This window comes from Novosphingobium sp. Chol11, assembly GCF_900218065.1.
Taxonomy (GTDB): domain Bacteria; phylum Pseudomonadota; class Alphaproteobacteria; order Sphingomonadales; family Sphingomonadaceae; genus Sphingobium; species Sphingobium agri.
On sequence record NZ_OBMU01000001.1, the window covers coordinates 2,327,483 to 2,348,158 of the forward strand.

23 protein-coding genes are annotated in these 20,676 nt (G+C 62.9%); 14 read left to right on the forward strand and 9 right to left on the reverse strand.

Annotated features, from left to right (window positions below; translation table 11 throughout):
• Positions 1–153: 153 nt before the first annotated feature.
• The 9 genes from sseA (at position 154) to NCHOL11_RS11630 (ending at position 7,891) form a co-directional block, all read left to right on the forward strand.
• Entirely contained in the window at positions 154–1,002 is an 849-nt protein-coding gene (gene sseA / locus NCHOL11_RS11590) for a 3-mercaptopyruvate sulfurtransferase (RefSeq protein ID WP_097092433.1), read from the forward strand.
• The gene (gene metC, locus NCHOL11_RS11595; protein WP_097092434.1) at positions 999–2,207 is read left to right on the forward strand and encodes a cystathionine beta-lyase; all 1,209 of its coding nucleotides are present in this window, start codon (positions 999–1,001) and stop codon (positions 2,205–2,207) included. Before sseA ends, metC begins: the two co-directional genes overlap by 4 nt.
• The gene (locus NCHOL11_RS11600; protein ID WP_097092435.1) at positions 2,204–3,490 is read left to right on the forward strand and encodes a mechanosensitive ion channel family protein; all 1,287 of its coding nucleotides are present in this window, start codon (positions 2,204–2,206) and stop codon (positions 3,488–3,490) included. The genes metC and NCHOL11_RS11600 overlap by 4 nt, the downstream gene beginning before the upstream one ends.
• A gap of 134 nt (positions 3,491–3,624) precedes the next feature.
• Entirely contained in the window at positions 3,625–4,371 is a 747-nt protein-coding gene (locus NCHOL11_RS11605; RefSeq protein ID WP_097092436.1) for a TorF family putative porin, read from the forward strand.
• A 107-nt stretch (positions 4,372–4,478) separates the two neighbouring features.
• Entirely contained in the window at positions 4,479–4,991 is a 513-nt protein-coding gene (locus NCHOL11_RS11610) for a sterol desaturase family protein (RefSeq protein WP_097092437.1), read from the forward strand.
• 47 nt (positions 4,992–5,038) lie between these two features.
• Positions 5,039–5,668 (forward strand): nicotinate-nucleotide adenylyltransferase, encoded by a 630-nt coding sequence (locus NCHOL11_RS11615; RefSeq protein ID WP_097092438.1) that lies wholly within the window; start codon positions 5,039–5,041, stop codon positions 5,666–5,668.
• Positions 5,669–5,680: 12 nt separating this feature from the next.
• Entirely contained in the window at positions 5,681–6,070 is a 390-nt protein-coding gene (rsfS, locus tag NCHOL11_RS11620) for a ribosome silencing factor (protein ID WP_097092439.1), read from the forward strand.
• Between the two features lie 80 nt (positions 6,071–6,150).
• Entirely contained in the window at positions 6,151–6,573 is a 423-nt protein-coding gene (locus NCHOL11_RS11625) for a 23S rRNA (pseudouridine(1915)-N(3))-methyltransferase RlmH (RefSeq protein WP_097092440.1), read from the forward strand.
• Between the two features lie 82 nt (positions 6,574–6,655).
• Positions 6,656–7,891, forward strand: a complete 1,236-nt coding sequence (locus NCHOL11_RS11630; RefSeq protein ID WP_097092441.1) for a murein hydrolase activator EnvC family protein — start codon at positions 6,656–6,658, stop codon at positions 7,889–7,891.
• 162 nt (positions 7,892–8,053) lie between these two features.
• On the opposite strand, the gene NCHOL11_RS11635 is transcribed toward NCHOL11_RS11630, so the two are convergent.
• The 9 genes from NCHOL11_RS11635 to coxB form a co-directional block, all read right to left on the reverse strand.
• A complete protein-coding gene (locus tag NCHOL11_RS11635) occupies positions 8,054–8,923 on the reverse strand; it encodes a class I SAM-dependent methyltransferase (protein ID WP_097092442.1) in 870 nt (289 codons plus the stop codon).
• Positions 8,920–10,320 (reverse strand): threonine synthase, encoded by a 1,401-nt coding sequence (thrC, locus tag NCHOL11_RS11640; protein WP_097092443.1) that lies wholly within the window; start codon positions 10,318–10,320, stop codon positions 8,920–8,922. Before thrC ends, NCHOL11_RS11635 begins: the two co-directional genes overlap by 4 nt.
• 44 nt (positions 10,321–10,364) lie before the next feature.
• Positions 10,365–11,006, reverse strand: a complete 642-nt coding sequence (locus NCHOL11_RS11645) for an SURF1 family protein (RefSeq protein ID WP_097092444.1) — start codon at positions 11,004–11,006, stop codon at positions 10,365–10,367.
• A gap of 297 nt (positions 11,007–11,303) precedes the next feature.
• Positions 11,304–12,134: a cytochrome c oxidase subunit 3 gene (locus NCHOL11_RS11650; RefSeq protein WP_097092445.1), complete on the reverse strand. Its 831-nt coding sequence runs from the start codon at positions 12,132–12,134 to the stop codon at positions 11,304–11,306.
• 43 nt (positions 12,135–12,177) lie between these two features.
• Complete coding sequence (locus tag NCHOL11_RS11655) at positions 12,178–12,753, reverse strand: cytochrome c oxidase assembly protein (RefSeq protein ID WP_097092446.1); 576 nt, start codon at positions 12,751–12,753, stop codon at positions 12,178–12,180.
• Entirely contained in the window at positions 12,753–12,884 is a 132-nt protein-coding gene (locus NCHOL11_RS18610) for a hypothetical protein (RefSeq protein ID WP_255254778.1), read from the reverse strand. Before NCHOL11_RS18610 ends, NCHOL11_RS11655 begins: the two co-directional genes overlap by 1 nt.
• Entirely contained in the window at positions 12,881–13,801 is a 921-nt protein-coding gene (locus NCHOL11_RS11660) for a heme o synthase (protein WP_097092447.1), read from the reverse strand. Before NCHOL11_RS11660 ends, NCHOL11_RS18610 begins: the two co-directional genes overlap by 4 nt.
• A 114-nt stretch (positions 13,802–13,915) precedes the next feature.
• Positions 13,916–15,583 (reverse strand): cytochrome c oxidase subunit I, encoded by a 1,668-nt coding sequence (gene ctaD, locus NCHOL11_RS11665; protein ID WP_097092448.1) that lies wholly within the window; start codon positions 15,581–15,583, stop codon positions 13,916–13,918.
• Between the two features lie 17 nt (positions 15,584–15,600).
• Positions 15,601–16,608, reverse strand: coding sequence for a cytochrome c oxidase subunit II (gene coxB, locus NCHOL11_RS11670; protein WP_097092449.1), 1,008 nt, complete (start codon positions 16,606–16,608; stop codon positions 15,601–15,603).
• A gap of 276 nt (positions 16,609–16,884) precedes the next feature.
• On the opposite strand from coxB, the gene pyrE reads away from it, so the two are divergent.
• From pyrE to NCHOL11_RS11695, 5 genes are all read left to right on the forward strand, one after another.
• Complete coding sequence (pyrE, locus tag NCHOL11_RS11675; RefSeq protein ID WP_097092450.1) at positions 16,885–17,466, forward strand: orotate phosphoribosyltransferase; 582 nt, start codon at positions 16,885–16,887, stop codon at positions 17,464–17,466.
• Between the two features lie 5 nt (positions 17,467–17,471).
• Positions 17,472–18,209 carry a pyridoxine 5'-phosphate synthase gene (locus NCHOL11_RS11680; protein WP_097092451.1) on the forward strand — a complete coding sequence of 246 codons (738 nt, stop codon included), beginning with the start codon at positions 17,472–17,474 and terminating at the stop codon, positions 18,207–18,209.
• A complete protein-coding gene (gene acpS / locus NCHOL11_RS11685) occupies positions 18,206–18,607 on the forward strand; it encodes a holo-ACP synthase (RefSeq protein WP_097092452.1) in 402 nt (133 codons plus the stop codon). The genes NCHOL11_RS11680 and acpS overlap by 4 nt, the downstream gene beginning before the upstream one ends.
• Positions 18,608–18,654: 47 nt before the next feature.
• On the forward strand, positions 18,655–19,536 hold the full coding sequence (gene lepB, locus NCHOL11_RS11690; RefSeq protein ID WP_097092453.1) for a signal peptidase I: 882 nt from the start codon (positions 18,655–18,657) through the stop codon (positions 19,534–19,536).
• 68 nt (positions 19,537–19,604) lie between these two features.
• Positions 19,605–20,639, forward strand: coding sequence for an AI-2E family transporter (locus NCHOL11_RS11695; protein ID WP_097092454.1), 1,035 nt, complete (start codon positions 19,605–19,607; stop codon positions 20,637–20,639).
• The last annotated feature ends 37 nt before the right edge of the window (positions 20,640–20,676 follow it).

Here is a 20,676-nt window from a genome sequence, read left to right on the forward strand (position 1 = left end):
TGACCTCAGGCCCCATCACTCCACCCCTCCCGAGATCCCAGCTGCCGCTGGAATGACGCCCGAACAACAGCCGATGCTAAAAGCCCCAACACCCTTCCCACACCCCGATCCCCCTCCTAAAAAGGCAGTCACGCACCACTGAAAGAGGCCGCATTGGACATTCTCATCTCCACCGATTGGCTCGCTGCGGAACTGGGCAAGGACGACCTCAGGATACTCGACGCCAGCCTGTTCCTGCCCGGCACCCCTCGCGACCCGCGCGCCGAATTCGAGGCCGCCCACATCCCCGGCGCGGCCTATCTCGATCTGCCGAGCCTCGCCGATGCCGATGATCCGCGCCCCGGCATGCTACCCAGCGACGCCTTCATGACCGAACGCTGCCGCGCGCTCGGCATCGATGCGGACAGCCGTGTCATCCTCTACGACAACAGCCCGACGCACAGCGCCGCCCGCGCGTGGTGGATGATGCGCCTCTATGGCGTCGGGCGCGAGGCCGCGATCCTGGACGGCGGCCTGCCCAAGTGGATCGCCGAAGGCCGCCCTACCGAAAGCGGCTGGCCTGTCGTCCCGCGCGGCGACGCCACCGCCCGCCGCGGGGAAAGGCAGGTCCGCACCAAGGAGGATCTGCTGGCCAATCTCGACAGTCATGCCGCGCAGGTCATCGATGCGCGCGGCGCGGCCCGCTTCACCGGCGAGGAAAGGGAACCCCGCCCCGGCATGGCCTCGGGCCATATTCCGGGCTCACGCAACATCCCTTCCGCTTCGCTATTCAACGCCGACAACAGCATGAAGACGGGGGCGCAACTGCGGCAATTGTTTCTCGACGCGGGAACCGACTTTTCGCGCCCGATCATCACGACCTGCGGCAGCGGCGTGACGGCCGCCATCCTGCTCGCAGGGCTGGAGCTGCTCGGCAAGACGGACGTCACCCTTTATGACGGCAGCTGGTCGGAATGGGGGCTTGACCCTTCCACGCCCAAGGCGACGGGTCCAGCCGCATGAGCAAGGACCGCAAGCCGCTCACCCAGCTGGCGCAGGCCGGGCGCAAGGCGGAATGGACCGGCATGCCCGGTCAGCCCGGCGCGATCGTCAATCCGCCGGTCTGGCGCGCCTCGACCATCCTTTATGACGATGTCGCCCATCTGCGCAGCGCCGCGCGCAGCAGCACGCATGAGCGGCTCTTCTATGGCCGCAAGGGGACGCCCACCGCCTGGAGCCTCGCCGATGCGCTGACGGAAATGGAGCCCGGCGCGGAAGGAACGATGCTCTTCCCCTCCGGCGTCGCCGCCATCGCCTGCGCTCTGCTTTCGGTCCTGAAACCGGGCGACCAGCTGCTGATGGTCGATAGCGCCTATGATCCCACCCGCAACTTCTGCGAACAGATGCTGAAAAGTTACGGTATCGAAACGATCTACTATGATCCACTCGCCGATTCCGTTTCAATTGACCATTTCATCAACGAAAACACCCGCGCCATTTTCCTGGAAAGCCCCGGCAGCCTGACTTTCGAGGTTCAGGACATCCCCGCCATCACCGCCCTTGCGAAGGCAAAAGGCATCGTCACCCTCCTCGACAATACCTGGGCGACGCCCTTCTTCTTCCCCGCCCTTTCCCATGGCGTCGACATCACCATCCTCGCCTGCACCAAATATATCGTGGGCCACAGCGACGTCATGCTCGGCTCCGTCACTGCCACGCCCGATCATTTCCCGAAGCTCCGCCAGACCGCCTATCTGCTCGGCCAGATGGTCAGCCCCGACGACGCCTGGCTCGCCAGCCGCGGCCTCCGTACCTTGGGCGTCCGGCTGAACCAGCATCAGGAAAGTGCGCTCCAGATAGCCCGCTGGCTCTCCGACCAACCCGAAGTCGCCCGCGTCCTCCACCCTGCGCTGCCGAGCTGCCCCGGTCATGAGAAGTGGGCGCGCAACTTTTCAGGTTCCAGCGGCCTGTTCAGCTTCGTCCTCAACGGCGGGGACGAAGCTGCTCGCGCAGCCCTGATTGACGGCCTCGCGCATTTCGGCATCGGCTATAGCTGGGGCGGTTTCGAAAGCCTTGCCCTGCCGGTCGATCCAGCACGCTATCGCACCGCCACCACATGGCAGGCCGAAGGCCCGCTCGTCCGGCTCCAGATCGGCCTTGAAGACCCCGCCGACCTCATCGCCGATCTCGATGCCGGTCTCGCCCGCTTCCGCAAGGCAAGGGGATGACCCAAGGCTTTCCCGGCCTGCTTGCCTTGCTGCCGGGCAATCCGGCGATCGTCCATCCTGTGGTCGCGCTGACGCTCACCGCCATCCTGTTCCTGATCGCGGACGGCATTGCGCACATAGCGGCCCCACGCCTGCGCCGCCGCGTCCGGCCATTGGGCGATGCGCTCGCGGGCCATCTTCGGCCCATCCTCCGCCACGCGCTCTCGAGCAGTTTGTTCGCCCTCGCCGCCGCGCTCTGGCCAATCAGTGCCCTTGCCCATCTTATCCTGGGGGCCGCGCTCGCCCTTTCCGTCGCCCTGCTAGCCACGCATATTCTGCGCGGCCTTGCCATTCCCCGCTGGGCGGTCGTGCCGCTTGCCCTGCTGTTGTTCGTCACGGTTCTTTCGGGCAGCAGCGGCGGCTTTGCTCCGGTGGCGGACATGCTTGACGGCATCGACCTCGGCAAGCGGCGTGTAACGCTGCTCGGCCTGTTCAGCACCGCAGCGATTTGTGTCCTCCTCTTTGCATTGGTACGGCTCGCCAACAGACTGTTCGCGCAGAGCATCGGGCGCGCAAAGGGGCTGGATGCCACGCAAAAACTTCTCGCGCAAAAGCTCGCCGCCATCGGCGCCGTAGTCGCCGCCTTCTTCATCGGCATCGACCTTCTCGGCATCGACCTTACCGCCTTTGCGGTATTTTCGGGCGCGCTCGGCCTCGCCGTGGGTTTCGGCTTGCAGAAGACCTTCGGCAATCTGTTCGCGGGGATCATCCTGCTCATGGACCGCTCGATCAAGCCGGGCGACGTCATCGTGGTTGGCGACAGTTTCGGCTGGGTCAACAAGATCGGCGTCCGCGCCGTCTCCGTCCTCACCCGCGACGGCAAGGAGCATCTGATCCCGAACGAAAATCTGATGACGCAGGAGGTGGAGAACTGGTCCTATTCCGACCGCAACGTCCGTGTGCGCATTCCGGTGGGCGTGGGTTATGACAGCGACCTTAAGCTCGCCCAGGACCTCATGCTCCGCGCCGCACAGGAAAGCCCCCGCGTCCTGCGCAATCCCAAGCCTAATGTATGGCTGACCAACTTTGGCGAGAACCGTGTCGAACATGACATTCTCGTCTGGATCAGCGACCCGGAAAGCGGCGTTGGCAACGTAAAATCAGACGTGTTGAACCGCGTGTGGCAGTTGTTCCGCGAGTACGGCATCACCATCCCCTACCCCCAGCGCGTCCTGCATGACCCGCATCGATCTTTGTTGCAGAGTAGCAACATTTCAGAATTAAAAGATAAGAAACAGCAATAATCCCTTGTGCAGCGCGGTATGCGGCGGCATGCCCTCACCTGTTCAGGTCATCCGATCCGGCCCATCGCGGGAATAGAGACTCCGGGATCCTGACGCAGGCGGGACCATCGCAGAACACCATCAAGGGGAATCCCATGCGTAAGTCCATTCTCGGCCTCTCGGCCGTCGCTCTCGCTGCTCTGTCCGTTCCGGCGCTTGCCCAGGACGAGCCCACGTCCGAACTCACCGTCACCGGCAATGCCGCCGTGGTCAGCGACTATCGCTTCCGTGGCATTTCGCAGACGGACAAGCGCTTTGCCCTGCAAGGCGGCATCACCGTTACCCATGAATCGGGCTTTTATGTCTCGACCTGGGGTTCTTCGATCGATGACTATGTTGCCGCTGGCAGCGACCAGGAACTCGACCTGATCGCAGGCTATTCCAGGACCTTCGGGGCCGCGACGGTCGATGTCGGCGTACTCTATTACTACTATCCCGGCTCGGGCGGCGCCAACACCGACTTCGTTGAGCCCTACGCTTCGATCAAGGGCACCTTCGGCCCGGCGACAGCGAAGCTCAGCGCAGCTTATGCGCCAAAATCCCGCGCACTTTCCGTCGATGGCGGCCTGACCCGCGAAGACAATCTTTATGTCGCGGGTGACCTCGCAGCCAGCGTCCCCAATACGCCACTGGGCGTTTCGGCGCATCTCGGCCACAGCTTTGGCCCAAGCTACCTGACCATCGGCGACGAATATACCGACTGGAGCATCGGCGCGACCTACACCTGGAGCCACCTGACCTTCGGCGTCAGCTATGTGGACACCGACAAGTCGCTCTACAGCCCCAGCGGCCGCAACGTCAGCAAGGCTGGCGTGGTGGGTTCGATCACCGCCTCATTCTGATTTCCGATCATCAGTGGGAAGGCCACGGTCCCGGCGGCCGTGGCCTTTTCCATCTTTGCAGTTTTACAGGCTCGCGCAGTTTTATCCGCGCGCCTATATAGGGCGCCATGTCCGCGCTCCTGCTGTTCCTGATCTTCTTCGCCACTGTCGCTGCGATGGAAGGCTTTGCCTATGTCATGCATCGCTGGGTGATGCACGGTCCGGGCTGGTTCCTCCATGCCAGCCATCATCGTCCCCGCACCGGGATGTGGGAAGCGAACGACCTTTATTTCGTGATCTTTGCGCTGCCTTCGATCCTGCTGCTGCTGGGCGGCGTTCAATGGGGCTGGGGCGATTGGGCCACCGCATGCGGCGCGGGGATCGCCGCCTATGGGCTTATCTATCTCGGCTTTCACGATATCCTCGTCCATCAGCGGATCGCCCATCGCCATGTCTCCCGCTCTCCCTATATGAAGCGGATCGTTCAGGCGCACCGGCTGCACCATGCGGTCGAAACCCGCGAGGGCTGCGTCAGCTTCGGTTTCCTGATTGCCCCCCGCCCGGAAGAGCTGAAACGGCAGTTGGCGCGAGAGGGCCGAAAGGGCGTTCGGAAAGCGCGGGCGCTCGTGCAAGCAGAGTGAGTAGTCTGCGCTTTTCCGCCTTGCCTGTAATTCGCGTGGCCAGCTGAATGGCGCGCATCGGCCTTCTGGGCGGCTCCTTCAATCCGGCGCATGGCGGCCATCGCGCGATTTCGATGTTCGCGGCGAAGGCATTGCGGCTGGATGAGGTCTGGTGGCTGGTCTCACCGGGCAATCCCCTGAAGCCGCGCGCGGGCATGGCGTCTCTCGCCGCGCGGCTCGCCCATGCCCGCGCTGTCGCGCGGAGAGCGCCCATCCGCCCCACCGCGATCGAGCAAGCGCTTGGCACCCGCTATACCATCGATTCGATTAAAGTGGTCAGGCAGCGCTTCCCCCGCAACCAGTTCATCTGGTTGATGGGCGCGGATAATCTTGCCCAGTTCGGCCAGTGGAGGGACTGGCGCGGTATCGCGCGACAGATGCCCATTGCCGTCATCGCCCGTCCCGGCTATGATAGCGTTGCCCGTGGCTCTGGGGCCATGGCCTGGCTGCGGCGTTTCGTCCGGCCCGCGCGCCAGAGTGCAGACTGGACGGATTGGAGACCGCCGGCGCTTGTGCTTCTGCGCTTTCGCCCTGATCCAAGATCGGCGACCCTGCTGCGGCAGGCGAAACCCCTCTGGCATCGCGAATATGAACATGCACGCGTGCGCGATCCGCTCACGCGCCGGTTGATTGTCTAGAATGGAGCATTTTTGACCAGACCTAATCCTGCCAACGACCCGGCCCATGATGCCGACAGCGTTGCCGCCCTGCACGACCTTGTCCTCAAATCGCTCGACGATGACCAGGCGCAGGAAACCATCTCCATCCCTCTTGAAGGCAAGAGCAGCATTGCCGACCATATGGTGATCGCCAGCGGGCGTTCATCCCGCCAGGTCGCGTCGATGGCGCAGAAGCTGGCCGAGCGCATCAAGCAGGCCACTGGCCGCTCGGCGCGGGTCGAGGGGCTGCCGGTCGCCGACTGGGTGCTGATCGATGCGGGCGACGTGATCGTCCACCTGTTCCGGCCGGAAGTGCGCAGCTTCTACAATCTGGAACGGATGTGGGGCTTTGTCGACGCGCCGGTGGCTGGCACGGCCTGAAGGCGCGCCGCATCGGCTTCGTTTCGCCGATGCATGCAGACCTTCGACAAGCGCGCGCTGACCCGTTAGGAGCCTGATCCATGCTCCTCCACATCATCGCGCGCGGAAAGATCGGGCGTTCGGCCGAAGCGGAATTGGTCGAACGCTATGTGAAGCGGCTGACCATGCCGCACAGGATCACCGAACTGCCTGACCGCGGCGGCAAGCTGCCCCTTGCCCCGGCGGGTACAATCACCGTGCTGCTCGATGAAAAGGGCCGCCAGCTCACTTCCATGGACTTCGCCAAACGGCTGGAGGGCTGGCGTGATCAGGGGGCCCGCGAATGCCGATTCCTGATCGGCGCGGCAGATGGCTTTGATGATGAGGCCCGGGCAAGCGCCGACCTGCTGATCGCCTTTGGCGCCATGACCTGGCCCCACATGATGGCCCGCGCCATGCTGGCCGAACAATTGTGGCGCGCCTGTTCCATCCTTTCGGGCCACCCCTATCATCGCGAAGGCTGATGCCGCCACTGCTCGACAGGGAAGGCCCTTTTCGCCTAATCATATGTAGCCGGTCGCCAACCGATCCGGCAGGGGGCAAGGGGTGAAAAGGTCAGCGGCCTTGGCAGCGATCATCGGTAGCGCAGCGGTCTTTGCCGCCGCGCGCCTGGCTGCCACGCCCGGAGCGGGCATCATCCTGAGCGGCACGGGCGAGACCAGCCTGCGCCAGGAACAGGCGGCGCTGAAAGCCGCACGCATCCAATCCGAACAAGCCCGAGACCGTTCCCGGCGCCTTGAGCAACAGGCAACTGCCGCACGCGACGAGGCCGAACAGGCACGCCGCCGCGCCGCTGCCATGGCCGCGCGCATTCAGCAGGCTGAGGCCGATATTCAGGCAGCGCAGGCGCGCATCGCCATCATCGCCCGGATGCAACGCGCCCAGGCGACGCGCCTCGCCGCCCGGCAGGACCCGGTCGTCCGCCTGACGGCGGCCCTGCAGATGATGGCGCGGCGGCCGATCGCCCTTGCGCTTGTTCAGCCTGGGTCGCTGAGTGACGCTGTCCACATGCGCGCCGTTCTCGGCCAGATCCTGCCTGTCATCCAGGAGCGAACCGCTGGCTTGCGCGCCGAGCTGGAGCGCAGCCGTGCCCTGCGCGCCACCGCCGAACAAGCGACCGCATCACTGGCGCAGAGCCAGTCAGACCTGCGCACGGGCCAAGCCGCCTTGCGGACGCTCGAAGCCCAAAAGCGGCTAGCGGAGAAGGACTATCGCTCCAACGCCAATCTGGAGAGCGATCGTGCTTTGGCGCTGGGCGAGCGCGCGCGAGACATCGTCGACCTGATGGACCGGCTCCAGGCTGCGGGCGACCTGCGCGAGGAACTGGCGGCGCTCCCCGGCCCGCTGCTGCGGCCAGCACGGCCCGAGCTCGCCATGGCATCTTCGCCCGCCCGGCAGCGCGATCCCGGAGGGCCGCCGCCCTATCGTTTGCCGGTCATGGGTCAACTCGTCACGGGCATGGGAGAATTGTCGGAAAGCGGCGTGCGGTCGCGCGGTCTTACCATCGCGACGCAATCCGGCGCGCTTGCCGTCGCCCCAACGGCGGGACGCGTGGTCTTTGCAGGACCTTATCGGGGCTACGGCCAGATCATAATCCTTGATCATGGCGGCGGCTGGACGACGCTGATCACTGGCTTGCAGCGCCTCTCCGCCGCAGTGGGCGACAGCGTGCGGCAGGGTGATCCACTGGGCAACGCTGCCAGTCGCCGCCCGAGCATCACCGTCGAACTGCGCCGCAATGGCCGCCCTGTCGATATCGTGCCGCTGGTCGGGCTTGGCTGAAGCTGCCCATACTACCCTTCGCTTGGAGTTGAGAGCCTTCAATCTGAATCACCCAACCCGTTCGGGCTGAGCTTGTCGAAGCCCTTTTCTTCCTCCGCAAGTCCAGTCTCGCCGAGGAAAACGGCATTAGCGAAACACAATGCCTATTTGGCCGGCTAAATCTCAACGCCGCCAGCGCGCCCAAATAGCCGTGGGCAGCTCCAACCCTCTCGCCTCTTCGCGCACCGCCAATTCGCCCGCTTCCACCTTACCCGGAAGGTCGGCAAAGGCCTGCTTCAGCAATTCCCCGATCGCCAAAGCCGACATGCGCACGGCATAGACGGTCAGGAACAGGAACCGGCTGTCGGCGTCCAGCAGGCGGCGGCAATCCGCGATCAACCGGGGCAGATCCTCTTCCAGCCTCCAGACTTCGCCATCCGGCCCACGGCCATATTTGGGGGGGTCGAGCAATATGCCGTCATAGCGCCGCCCCCGCCGGACCTCGCGGGCCACGAACTTGGCGGCATCGTCGACGATCCAGCGAACCGGGCGGTCTTCCATCCCCGATGCGACGGCGTTGGACCGCGCCTGGGCGACCGATTTCTTGGATGCATCGACATGCACCATCTGCGCGCCGCTGGCCGACATCGCCAAGGTGCCGACGCCGGTATAGCCGAACAGGTTCATGATCTGCGGCTGATCCAGCCCGGCTGTCTGCTCGCGCATCCAGTTCCACACCGGCGCCATGTCGGGAAAGAAGCCAAGGTGCCGGAAGGGCGTGCAACTCGCCTGGAACGTCACGTCGTTCCAGCTGAGCGGCCAACCTTCGGCAGGCACCGGCCGATCATAGAACCAACGGCCGCCCCCTTCTTCGTCCGATCCCGGCACGAATTCGCCATCGGCTTGCCAGTCGGCGCTTGCGGGGGCCCACATCGCCTGCGGCTCGGGCCGGATGAAGCGATAGCGGCCATAGCGCTCAAGCTTGCGGCCGTGGCCCGAATCGATCAGGCCATAGTCGGCCCAGGGCTCGCCTATGAGCGTGTCGAGCTTCATGCTCGCGGCGTAGCGCGCTCCGCGACATAGGCGGTGATCGCCTCGAAAGTCGCGGGCAGCTTGGCATAGGCCTCCTCACGGGCGAACAGGTCACCCATGCGCGTAGGCAGAGGCGGGCGAAGCCCGGTGGCACGCTCCACGGCCTCCCGGAATTTGGCGGGATGCGCCGTCGCCAGCGTGACGATCGGCACGCCTGCCTCGACCTCCATGCCGCGCGCGGCGGCTAGGCCGACGGCGGTATGGGGGTCGATGACCTGACCTGCTCCATCAAAAGCCCAACGAATGGCCATGTTCATCGCGTCGCCATCAACGCGTGCCGAAGAGAACAGCTTCGCCGCTCCGGCTCTCTGCGCATTGGTAAGGCGCATCGCCCGGCTCGTTTCGAACCCCTTCATCTGTTCGGCCAGGGCCGGGCCGCCACGCCCACCGGCATCAAACAGCAGGCGTTCGAAATTCGAACTGATCTGGATATCCATGCTGGGCGTGGACGTCTGAACGACCTGGCCCTGGCTATAGTCACCGTCGGCCAGCGCGCGGTGCAGAATGTCGTTCACATTGGTGGCGACCATCAGCTTGGCAACCGGAAGACCCATCTGCGCCGCGACATAGCCCGCGAACACATCGCCGAAATTGCCGGTGGGCACGGAAAAGGCGACCTGCCGCTCCGGCGCGCCCAGCCTTACGGCGGCGTAGAAATAATAGACCACCTGGGCCATCAACCGCGCCCAGTTGATGCTGTTCACCGCCGACAGGTTGAATTTCGTCGAGAAGGCCGGGTCGTTGAACATCGCCTTCACGAGCGCCTGCGCATCGTCGAAGCTGCCTTCGATCGCGATGTTATGAACGTTCGGCGCGCGCACTGTGGTCATCTGGCGGCGCTGCACGTCAGATACGCGGCCTTCCGGATGCAGCATGAAGATGTCGATCTTCTCACGCCCGGCAACGGCGTCGATCGCGGCAGAGCCGGTGTCGCCGGAGGTTGCGCCGACAATCGTCAGATGATCGTCGCGGCGGGACAGGAACCGCTCGAACAACTGCCCCAGCAGTTGCAGCGCGACATCCTTGAAAGCCAGGGTCGGGCCGTGGAACAGCTCCAGCAGCCAATGCTGATGATCCAACTGCACCAACGGCGTAACCGCCTTATGGCTGAAGCGGCCATAAGCGGCGGTGCACAGCTCGCGCAGCTCGTCTTCGCTGAGCGAGCCCGCGACATAGGGCGCCATGACGCGGACGGCCGTCTCGACATAGGAGAGCCCGGCGAGCGCCCTTATGTCCGCTTCCGAAAAGCGCGGCCAACTTTCCGGAACATAGAGGCCGCCATCGGACGCCAGCCCAGCCAGCGTCACATCCTCGAAACCCAGCGCAGGCGCGCTTCCCCTGGTGCTCACATATTGCATGATGGGGAAGCGCGGTAACGAGCCCGGGGCCCGGGAGCAAGCATTTACGAAGGATCGGGCGGCGGAGTGGGCGGTCTGCGGAGGGCAAGCACGTAGATAATCACCGCGACGGCGGCGAAGAAGAACCATTGGATCGCGTAGGCCAGATGATTATTCGGAACATCCTTGACACTTGGCGGAGCGATCGGCTTCAGGCCTTGCGGCGCGCTCCCGGCAATCAGCATCGGGCGCAGCGGCAAGGCGTTGGCGGTGAAACGTGACAGCAATGTGCGGTGGTCCGGCTCCTCCGATATCCAGCCTTTAACTTGCCCGCCGCTCCAATCGGGCTTCAGGTCCGGCTGCTTGGCGACGCCCAGGGCGACGAGCGCTCCTGGGCCCTCTGCTCCTGTCGAACATTGCGCGATATAGCGATAGCCGACCGATCCATCGGCCGCCCGGCCCGCTTCGGTCTGCCAGCCGACGACATTCAGGCAGTGTAGGGATGACCGCCGAAAGAGCAGTTCGACGGGAACAGGCGCCATTTGCGGGAAGCTGACGGTCGGCTTGGTTGGATTGGCCGAGGCAAGGGCCAGCATCGCTTCTTTCTCGCCGCGGCGCTGCAACTGCCAGATGCCGAGACCGATCATGACCAACACGGCGCCCGCAACGATGATGCTGGCGAAAAGGGGAATGCGGCGCGAGGTCATAGTGTTGGACACTCCCAAAACCCCCATAGGAAGAGCGAAGCGAGAGACGAAGGTGTTCGACCGGCTACCCGCCAGCAGCTCGCCTGCGGCATGGTTTGTTCGACCAACACCAACGGGCCAGCTTTTCGTACAGCAACTCCGCACACAGAAGACATCTGGTCCCAAAGCCGAGGCAGGCAAGATGGAGCGGGCGGAGCGGAGCCGGATGGAAGCATAAGGGTAGGCATAATTATCTTCCGCCCAAAAGAAAACGGCCGGGTGATACCGGCCGTTCGCTTGATGAATAAGGTGCAGTCCTTAGCCGCCGTGCATCGGAGCGCCCCAGCCGCCCCATACATAGATGGCGACGAACAGGAACAGCCACACCACGTCGACGAAGTGCCAGTACCAGGCCGCAGCCTCGAAGCCGAAATGCTGGCGCGGGGTGAAGTGGCCCTTATAGGCGCGCACGAGATTGACGATCAGGAAGATCGTGCCGACCAGAACGTGGAAGCCGTGGAAGCCGGTCGCCATGTAGAAGGCCGAGCTATAGGGGCTGCCGCCGAACGGGAACGGGGCATGCGCATATTCATAGGCCTGGATCGAGGAGAACAGCAGGCCAAGAATGACGGTCAACCACAGCCCCTTCTTGAGGCCTTCACGGTCGCCGTGGATCAGCGCGTGGTGCGCCCAGGTCACGGTCGTGCCCGAGCAGAGCAGGATCAGCGTATTGAGCAAGGGCAGCTCGAACGCGTTCATCACCTCGATGCCCTTGGACGGGAACATCCCTTCGATCGGCGCGAGCTGGCTCGGGAACAGCGAGAAGTCGAAGAAGGCCCAGAACCAGCCGACGAAAAACATGACTTCCGAAGCGATGAACAGGATCATGCCATAGCGCAGGTGCAGCTGCACGACCGGCGTATGGTCACCCGCATGCGCTTCCGCGATAACATTGGCCCACCAACTGTACATGGTGAACAGCACGCCCGCGACGCCGATCAGGAATACCCATCCGCCACCAGCAGGCATGGCGTCGGGGTGCATCCACATGATCGCGCCCATCGCCATGACCAGCGCCGACATGGAACCGAATAGCGGCCAGATGCTGGGCGGTAGAATATGATAATCGTGCTGCTTGGCGCCTGCCATGACGTACTCTTCCCTGTTCGCGTTCGCGTTATCGTGGATTGCCTTAGCTCGGCTTCTTGTCCTGCTCAACAGGATAGAAGGTGTAGCTCAGCGTAATTTCCTGCGTGTCTCTATTGTCGGGATCATTCAGGATTTTCGGATCGACATAATAAATAACCGGCATGCGCACCTGCTCACCCGGCTGCAAAGTTTGCTGGGTAAAGCAAAAGCACTGGATTTTCGTGAAATAAGCGCCAGCCTGCGTGGGCGTCACGTTGAAGCTGGCCGTGCCGGTGACGGGCTTGTCCGACATGTTCTTCGCGATGAAGATCGCCATGTCGCGCGCGCCCACGGTGACGGTATCGGTGCGATGCTCAGGATAGAATTTCCAGGGCATGCCGGGTTGAACATTGGAGTCGAAGCGGATTGAAAATGTGTGACCAGCAACCGGCTGCAACTTGACATCAGCGGCTGCTCGCTGGGTCGTCCCTCCGAAGCCGGTCTGCTGGCAGAATATCCGGTACAGTGGAACCGAAGCGAACCCAAGTCCCAGCATAGCCAATCCCACCCCGGCCATCACGACCAGTGTACGCCGGTTACGCCGGTCGCGATCGAATGGCGAGGGCGGCAGACTGGCCATCAATGCCCTCCGCCGATTTTCACAATCGTGATCGCGTAAAAGAGAATCACAAGCGCGGCCAGCAGTAGCCCCGTCACAAGGGCACGCGACTTCTGTCGGCTGCGGACCTGCTTTTCCTCTTCAGGCGTCATGCGAACACCCAACGGTCAACGACGACCGCGCCGAACAGCGCAAACAGGTAAAGGATCGAATATTTGAACAGCCGCCGTTCAGGTCCCATCCGGCTGGGGTCTGTTTCACGACGCCGAAACACGTCAAACGCAAATATCACGAACAAACCCGTCCCCAGCAGCGCCGTGAGCCCGTAGATCAAACCAGTAAGGCGCAGCAGAACTGGCGCCATAGCCGCAGCCGCCATGATAGCTGTGTAGAACCAGATTTGCCGACGCGTTGCGACCTCGCCGGATACCACCGGCAGCATCGGAATATTGGCAGCAGAGTAATCGGTCTTCACAAACAGCGCGAGAGCCCAGAAGTGCGGCGGAGTCCAGAAGAAGGTGAGCATGAAGAGCGCGACCGGCAACGCGCCCACATCACCCGTTACCGCCGCCGAACCGATCACCGGAGGAAAGGCGCCAGCAGCGCCGCCGATCACGATGTTCTGGGCGGTTCGAGGCTTCAGCCAAATGGTATAGATAAAAACATAGTAGAGGATCGACACGGCCAGAATGGAAGCCGCGAGCCAGTTGGTCGCCACACCCATCAGCAGAACCGAAAAGAATGAGAGGCCGACGCCGAAGTGAAGCGCCGATTGGCGATCCATCCGTCCGGCAGGTAACGGCCTGTTCGCAGTCCTCTTCATCTTGGCGTCAATGTCCGCCTCATACCATTGGTTGAGGCTGGCAGCCGCTCCCGCTCCGAGCGCAATGCAAAGAATAGCCGTGAAGGCCAGCACGGGGTGAATATGGCCTGGCGCAGCAAGGAGTCCGCACAGGCCAGTGAAGACCACCAAGGTCATTACGCGCGGCTTGGTCAACGCGACGAAATCCCGCCAATGTGCAGGCATCGTGGAAGCGGCGCTCCCGGTCATGAACGGCGAACTTGCCATATGCTCCTCATGCGGCAGCCCGGCGCCATCAGGGGCGCCGGGACTGCTAACTTTGGGCCTGCGATCTTTATCGCTACCCGGCATCCTACTGGATGCTTTCCTTCTGACCAGCCGTCAGTCGATGACCGGCAGCGTTTCGAACTGGTGGAACGGCGGCGGGCTGGGCAACGTCCATTCCAGCGTCGTTGCACCTTCACCCCATGGATTGCCTTCCGCTTTCTTACCGAATGCAAGCGACCAGAAGACGTTCACGAAGAATATCAGCACGCCCACCGCCATGATCTCATATCCATGGCTCGCCACGCTGTTCCAGTAGGCAAATGCCTCCGGATAGTCAGGATAGCGGCGGGGCATGCCCGACAGGCCAAGGAAGTGCATCGGGAAGAACAGCAGGTTCACGCCGACGAAGAACACCCAGAAGTGCAGGTGTCCCAGGAATTCGCTGTACATGCGGCCCGACATCTTCGGGAACCAGTAGTAGAAGCCAGCGAAGAGACCGAAGACGGCACCCAGCGACAGCACATAGTGGAAATGAGCCACAACGTAGTAGGTGTCATGCAGCACGTCATCGACACCACCATTCGCGAGGACCACGCCCGTGACGCCGCCCACGGTGAACAGGAAGATGAAGCCCAGAGCCCAGACCATCGGAGTCTTGTAGCTGATCGAACCGCCCCAGATCGTCGCGATCCAGGAGAAGATCTTGATGCCCGTAGGCACCGCGATCACCATCGTTGCGGCCGTGAAGTACATCTTCACGTTCACCGACATGCCGGTGGTGAACATGTGGTGCGCCCACACGACGAACCCGACGACGCCGATCGCGACCATGGCATATGCCATGCCCAGATAACCGAACACCGGCTTGCGGCTGAAGGTCGAAACGATCTGACTGATGATGCCGAAGCCCGGCAAGATCATGATGTACACTTCGGGGTGGCCGAAGAACCAGAACAGATGCTGGTACAGTTCCGGATCGCCACCGCCGGCAGCATCATAGAAAGTCGTGCCGAAGTTGCGATCGGTCAGCAGCATGGTGATCGCAGCAGCCAGAACCGGCAGCGCGAGCAGCAAAAGGAAAGCCGTGACCAGCACCGACCATACGAACAGCGGCATCTTGTGCAGGGTCATGCCCGGCGCGCGCATGTTGAGGATGGTGGTGATGAAGTTGACCGCGCCCAGGATGGAGCTGGCGCCCGCGATGTGGAGCGACAGGATGGCCATGTCCACAGCCGGGCCTGCGGAGCCGCTGGTGGAAAGCGGAGCATAGACCGTCCAGCCCGTGCCCGCACCGTTGCCCGTACCGCCGGGAACGAAGGTCGAACCAAGCAGCAGCGCAAAGGCCGGGATCAGCAGCCAGAAGCTGATGTTGTTCATGCGCGGGAAGGCCATGTCCGGCGCGCCAATCATGATCGGCACGAACCAGTTGCCGAAGCCGCCGATGATCGCGGGCATAACCATGAAGAAAACCATGATTAGACCGTGCGCGGTGATCAGCACGTTCCAGAGGTGATAGGCTTGGTCGAGCGTGGCCGAAGGCCCGTCGGTCATCTGGGCCCAAGTATGAAGATACTGGATGCCCGGCTGAGCCAGTTCCGCGCGCATCAGGCCTGAAATCGCGCCGCCGATCACGCCGGCGAGGATCGCGAAGATCAGGTAGAGGGTGCCGATGTCCTTGTGGTTCGTCGACATGAACCAGCGCTGGAAAAAGGCTGGCTTGTGATCGGCGTCATGATGATCATGAGCATGATCGCCGTGATGATCTGCAGTAATCGTGGTCATGGCGTTATGCCCTTACATCAAAGCTTTTCGGCGGGGGCGGCGGCAGGTGCTGCCGGAGCAGCAGCGGCGGAAGCCGCCGGGGCAGCACCTTGCAGCTTGCCACCCTGCGAGAGGACCCACTGGTCGAACTGGGCGGGAGGCAGCGCCTCGATCGCGATCGGCATGAAGGCGTGACGCGCGCCGCACAGTTCGGAACATTGGCCGTAATAGACACCCGGCTTCTCAATGGTGAAGGTCTTCTCATTGAGGCGGCCCGGCACAGCGTCCATCTTCACCCAGAGCGAAGGCACGGCGAAGGCATGGATCACGTCGGCGCCGGTGATGATCAGCTTGATCGGGCGGCCGGCGGGAAGAACCAAGCGGGTATCGGACGCCAGCAGATAGGGCTCGCCATTCGCCTCGGCCTTTTCCTTGGGCAGCATGTTCGAGACGAATTCGGGGATGCCGTTGTCGGGATATTCATAGCCCCAGTACCACTGGTAGCCAGTTACCTTCACCGTAACCGCATCCTTGGGAGCAGGCTTGTACTGATCGGCCAGTAAGCCGATCGAGGGCACCGCGATCACCAGGAGGATGATGACGGGGACCACGGTCCAGAGCACCTCGATCAAGGCGTTATGCGACGTCTTGGACGGCACCGGATTGGCGCTGCGGCGGAATCGCACCATGACATAGAGCATCAGGAGCAGAACGAAGACCGAGATGATCGTGATGAGCGGCAGGAGCAGCACGTCATGCAACCAACGGGCGGTGTGGCCAGTCGGGCTGAACTGTTCCTGCAAGGTGATTTCACCCGGACGCGGCATGCCGATGCCTTCGGTCGGCTTCATCCGGGCAGGCGCGGCTACCTTCGCAGTTTCGGCAGCGGGGGCCGCAGCGTTGCCAGCCGATTCGGCCGGGGCGGCAGCATTGTCCGCAGCGGCAGCGACGGCAGAATTATCCTGCGCCAGCGCCTGACTGTTCAACGCCGATGCAGGCGCAAAGGCCAGCAACCCGGCGAGAACGAGCGATTTCACCATTTTCATAAGCGTCTTCTTACCCCGTAACCCCTTGGCGCCGCTGCAACGAAGGCGCGCGCATACACGTCCCCCTCCGCCCGGTCGGTCTGCCGCGGCTTATAGGCATGCTTTTTTCCTGCCTCAAGCGGGCAGGAGCAGATTTTCTTCGCTGTTGCAACGCCCCGGCCGTCCGCCTATCTCGCACCTCGCGCACAGGGGCGCGATCATGGTTACCCATGTTAGAAAATATGTGCCGGACGGCCCGAAGCGGCCGGGGCGAGTGCTGATGGATCGATAAACCGGATGACCGACGAGGAAGTACTGGCAGAATTCAGGGCGGCAGGAGCCTTGCTGGAAGGGCATTTCATCCTGTCTTCGGGCCGCCGCAGCGCCAATTACCTGCAATGCGCGCGCGTATTGATGAACGCCGAGCGCGCAGGCCGCCTCGCCCGGGCCGTCGTGCAGCAGCTGCCGCGTGAAATGCGGCAGGAGATCGACCTTGTCGTTTCCCCGGCGATGGGCGGCCTTATCATCGGCCATGAAGTAGGCCGCGCGCTTGATAAGGATGCCGTCTTTCTCGAAAGGCCGGAAGGCACGTTTGAACTGCGGCGGGGCTTCAGCATCACGCCGGGCCAGAAGGTGCTGATGGTAGAGGACGTCGTGACCACCGGCCTGTCGTCGCGCCAGGCGATTGAAGCCGTGGAAGCCGAAGGCGGTATCGTGGTCGCGGAAGTCGCGCTGGTCGATCGATCCGCAGGTGAAGTGGACCTGGGCGTTCCATTCTACCCGCTCGTCAGCATCAACTTCCCGGTCTATGAAGCCGAGGATGTGCCGCCCGAACTGGCGGCCATTCCCGCAATCAAGCCCGGAAGCCGGAAACAATAGGCATCATGCAGCAAGCCCCCGCCCACCTGCGCCTGGGTGTCAACATCGACCATGTTGCCACCATCCGGAACGCGCGGGGGGGAGAGCATCCAGACCCGGTCAAGGCTGCGCTGCTGGCCGTGAAGGCGGGTGCAGACGGCATAACGGCCCATCTTCGAGAGGACCGGCGGCACATAAGGGACGAAGACATCGCCACGTTGATGGCGGCGCTTACCGTGCCGCTCAACCTGGAGATGGCGGCGACGCAGGAGATGCTGGGCATTGCGCTCAAGCATCGCCCGCATGCCGCATGTATCGTGCCGGAAAAACGAGAGGAGCGGACGACCGAAGGCGGTCTGGACGCGGCGGGCCAGATCGAGATGCTGAGGCCGATCGTCGGCGCGCTGGGCGACGCCGGGATACGCGTCAGCCTTTTCATCGAACCTGATCCGGCCCAGATCGAAGCGGCGATGCGCCTTGGCGCGCCAGTCGTTGAGTTTCACACGGGTCGCTATGCCCATCTGTCGGGATCAGAGCGCGCCGACGAGTTGCGGCGCCTATCGGACGCTGCGGCATTGGCGGCCAAGAACGGGATCGAACCCCATGCCGGCCACGGGCTGACTTTCGACAATGTCGGCCCCGTAGCGGCGATTCCGCAAGTCGCCGAACTCAACATCGGCCACTTCCTCATCGGCGAGGCGATATTCAGCGGGCTGGAGAGCAGCATCCGAGAAATGCGGCGGCAGATGGACTTGGTGCGTTGATCATCGGCCTTGGCTCTGACCTCTGCAATATAGAGCGTATCCAGAATTCGCTGGATCGGTTCGGAGCGCGGTTCGAACAGCGGGTCTTCACCGAGGTTGAACGGGCCAAGGCGGACCGGCGGCCCTTCACCAAGGCGGGGACGCTGGCAAAACGGTTCGCTGCGAAAGAGGCCTTCTCCAAAGCCGTTGGCACTGGTTTCAACCGTGGCGTGTTCATGAAGGATATCGGCGTCGTCAATCGCGCAGGCGGCGCGCCCACGCTGGAGCTTACCGGGGGCGCGCTTCTACGATTGCAGGCGATGATGCCCGATGGCCACAAGCCAGTCATTCACCTGACGCTAACCGATGATCATCCATGGGCGCAGGCATTCGTCATCATCGAGGCCCTACCCCAGTGACGGCTATCCCGCCACTATCCGAACCGCCCACCACAACGGCAGCCCCCATGAGCGATAACGACCCGCTTGCCACAGAAGAATCAGCGGCGGCATCGCCGGTACGGACGGACAGGAGTTCCGTCGATTGGTGGCATGAGGTGAAGAGCATCGGGCTTTTGATCCTGGCGGTGCTGGCCTTTCACAGCTTCGTCGCCAAGCCTTTCTACATTCCCAGCGAATCGATGATGCCTGTACTGCTGAAGGGCGACAGGCTGGTGGTCAGCAAATTCCCATACGGCTGGTCCTATGTTTCCCCGAGCTTCCACCCCCTGCCCTTCCTGAAGGGCCGGATTTTCGGCCGATTGCCCGACCGTGGCGACATCGTCATCGTGTCGCCGCACAATCGGCGCGAGGATTACATCAAGCGCGTGATCGGCCTGCCGGGCGACATTATCGAGGTGCGGGGCGGACAAGTGATATTGAACGGCGTCGCGGTGCCGCAGAAGGCGATCAAGCCGATCCTGATCCCGATCGATGGCAATGCCCCTTGTTCCCCCACCCAGTTTCCCGGAGCGCGCACGACAGGTGCGGACGGGCGGGACTATTGCCAGTTGCCCGTGCGGCAAGAGACGTTGCCCAACGGCAAAAGCTATCTGACGATCGACATGGGACCCAGCGCACTGGATTGGTATGGTCCGGTGCGCGTGCCACGAAATCATGTGTTCCTGATGGGCGACAACCGGGACAACAGCGCCGACAGCCGCGCCCCGCTCGAAGAAAATGGGCTCGGCGGTCCTGTGCCCTGGGAAGCGATCGGCGGACGCGCGGAGTTCATCACCTTCTCGCTGGACGGTGATTCCAGCTGGAATCCCATGACCTGGGTCCACGGTTTCCGCAGCGGCCGCGCAGGGAACAGCTTGCGCCCGGAGAGCGTTGCACCCCCGAAATAATGTATTCGCAAAGGGGCTGGTGATTGAGCGGGAAAAACGTCCACATCGAGGAGCCAGGCCCAAGCGAGTTGCGTAGCCCGCTTGTCCAGCATGAGATAAAGCGGGCTGGCGTGTGGATCGCCATGGCCGTGGCGGTCGCACTCGTTGTCTTGCTGGCACAACCGATCATGCTGATACTGGGCGCGCTGGTGCTGACGACGATGATGGACGGAGGCACGCGCCTGCTCGGCCGGGTATTGCCGATTGGCCGCGGCTGGCGGCTGGCGATCGTGCTCCTCTCCGCACTGCTGTTCATGGGCTATACCTTCTACCTGACCGGAGCGAGCCTGGCGGCACAGGCGCAAGCCATGCGCACGATCGTGGAAGCACAGGTGACGCGCATCGGCGGCTGGATGCAGCAATTGGGTGTCACCACCACGCCTGATGACTTCAAGAGCCTGGCGACGCAGGCATTCAGTTCGATCGGCCGGGTGACCGCCGCCGTCAGCACGATGATGGGTGCAGTGACGAGCGGGGTCATGATGCTGGTGCTGGCCATCTTCATCGCCGTTGATCCGCGATTGTACGAACGAGGCGTCGCCTGGATGCTCCCCATGAACAGCAGAGTCAGCTTCTACAATGTCGCGGACAAGATGGGCTGGACGTTGCGCCGCCTGATGTTCGGGCGGCTGATCGGCATGGCTGTCGAGGGCGTGGGAACATGGCTGCTTCTGCTTGCCGGGGGCGTGCCGATGGCGGGGCTTCTCGGCATTCTGACGGGGCTCTTTGCCTTTCTACCGAATATTGGGTCGATCATTTCAGGCGTATTGATCGTGCTCGTCGGCTTTTCGGCGGGCGTGGATGCGGGCCTCTATGCATTCGGCGTTTATCTGGTGGTGCAGATCGTGGACGGCTATCTGATCGTCCCGATGGTGGCCAAGCGCGCCACCGATCTGGCGCCCGCACTGGTTCTTGCCGCGCAGATCATATTCGGCGCCTTGTTTGGCATTTTGGGCCTGTTCCTGGCCGACCCGATCATCGCGATGATCAAGGTTTACCTGGAGGAGCGGTCCAAAGCGATCAATGACAGCGATAACGCCAAGGCGATCGTCGTCGCTGAATGAAAAAAGGGCCCGACTAGCGGGCCCTTTTTGACTTCCA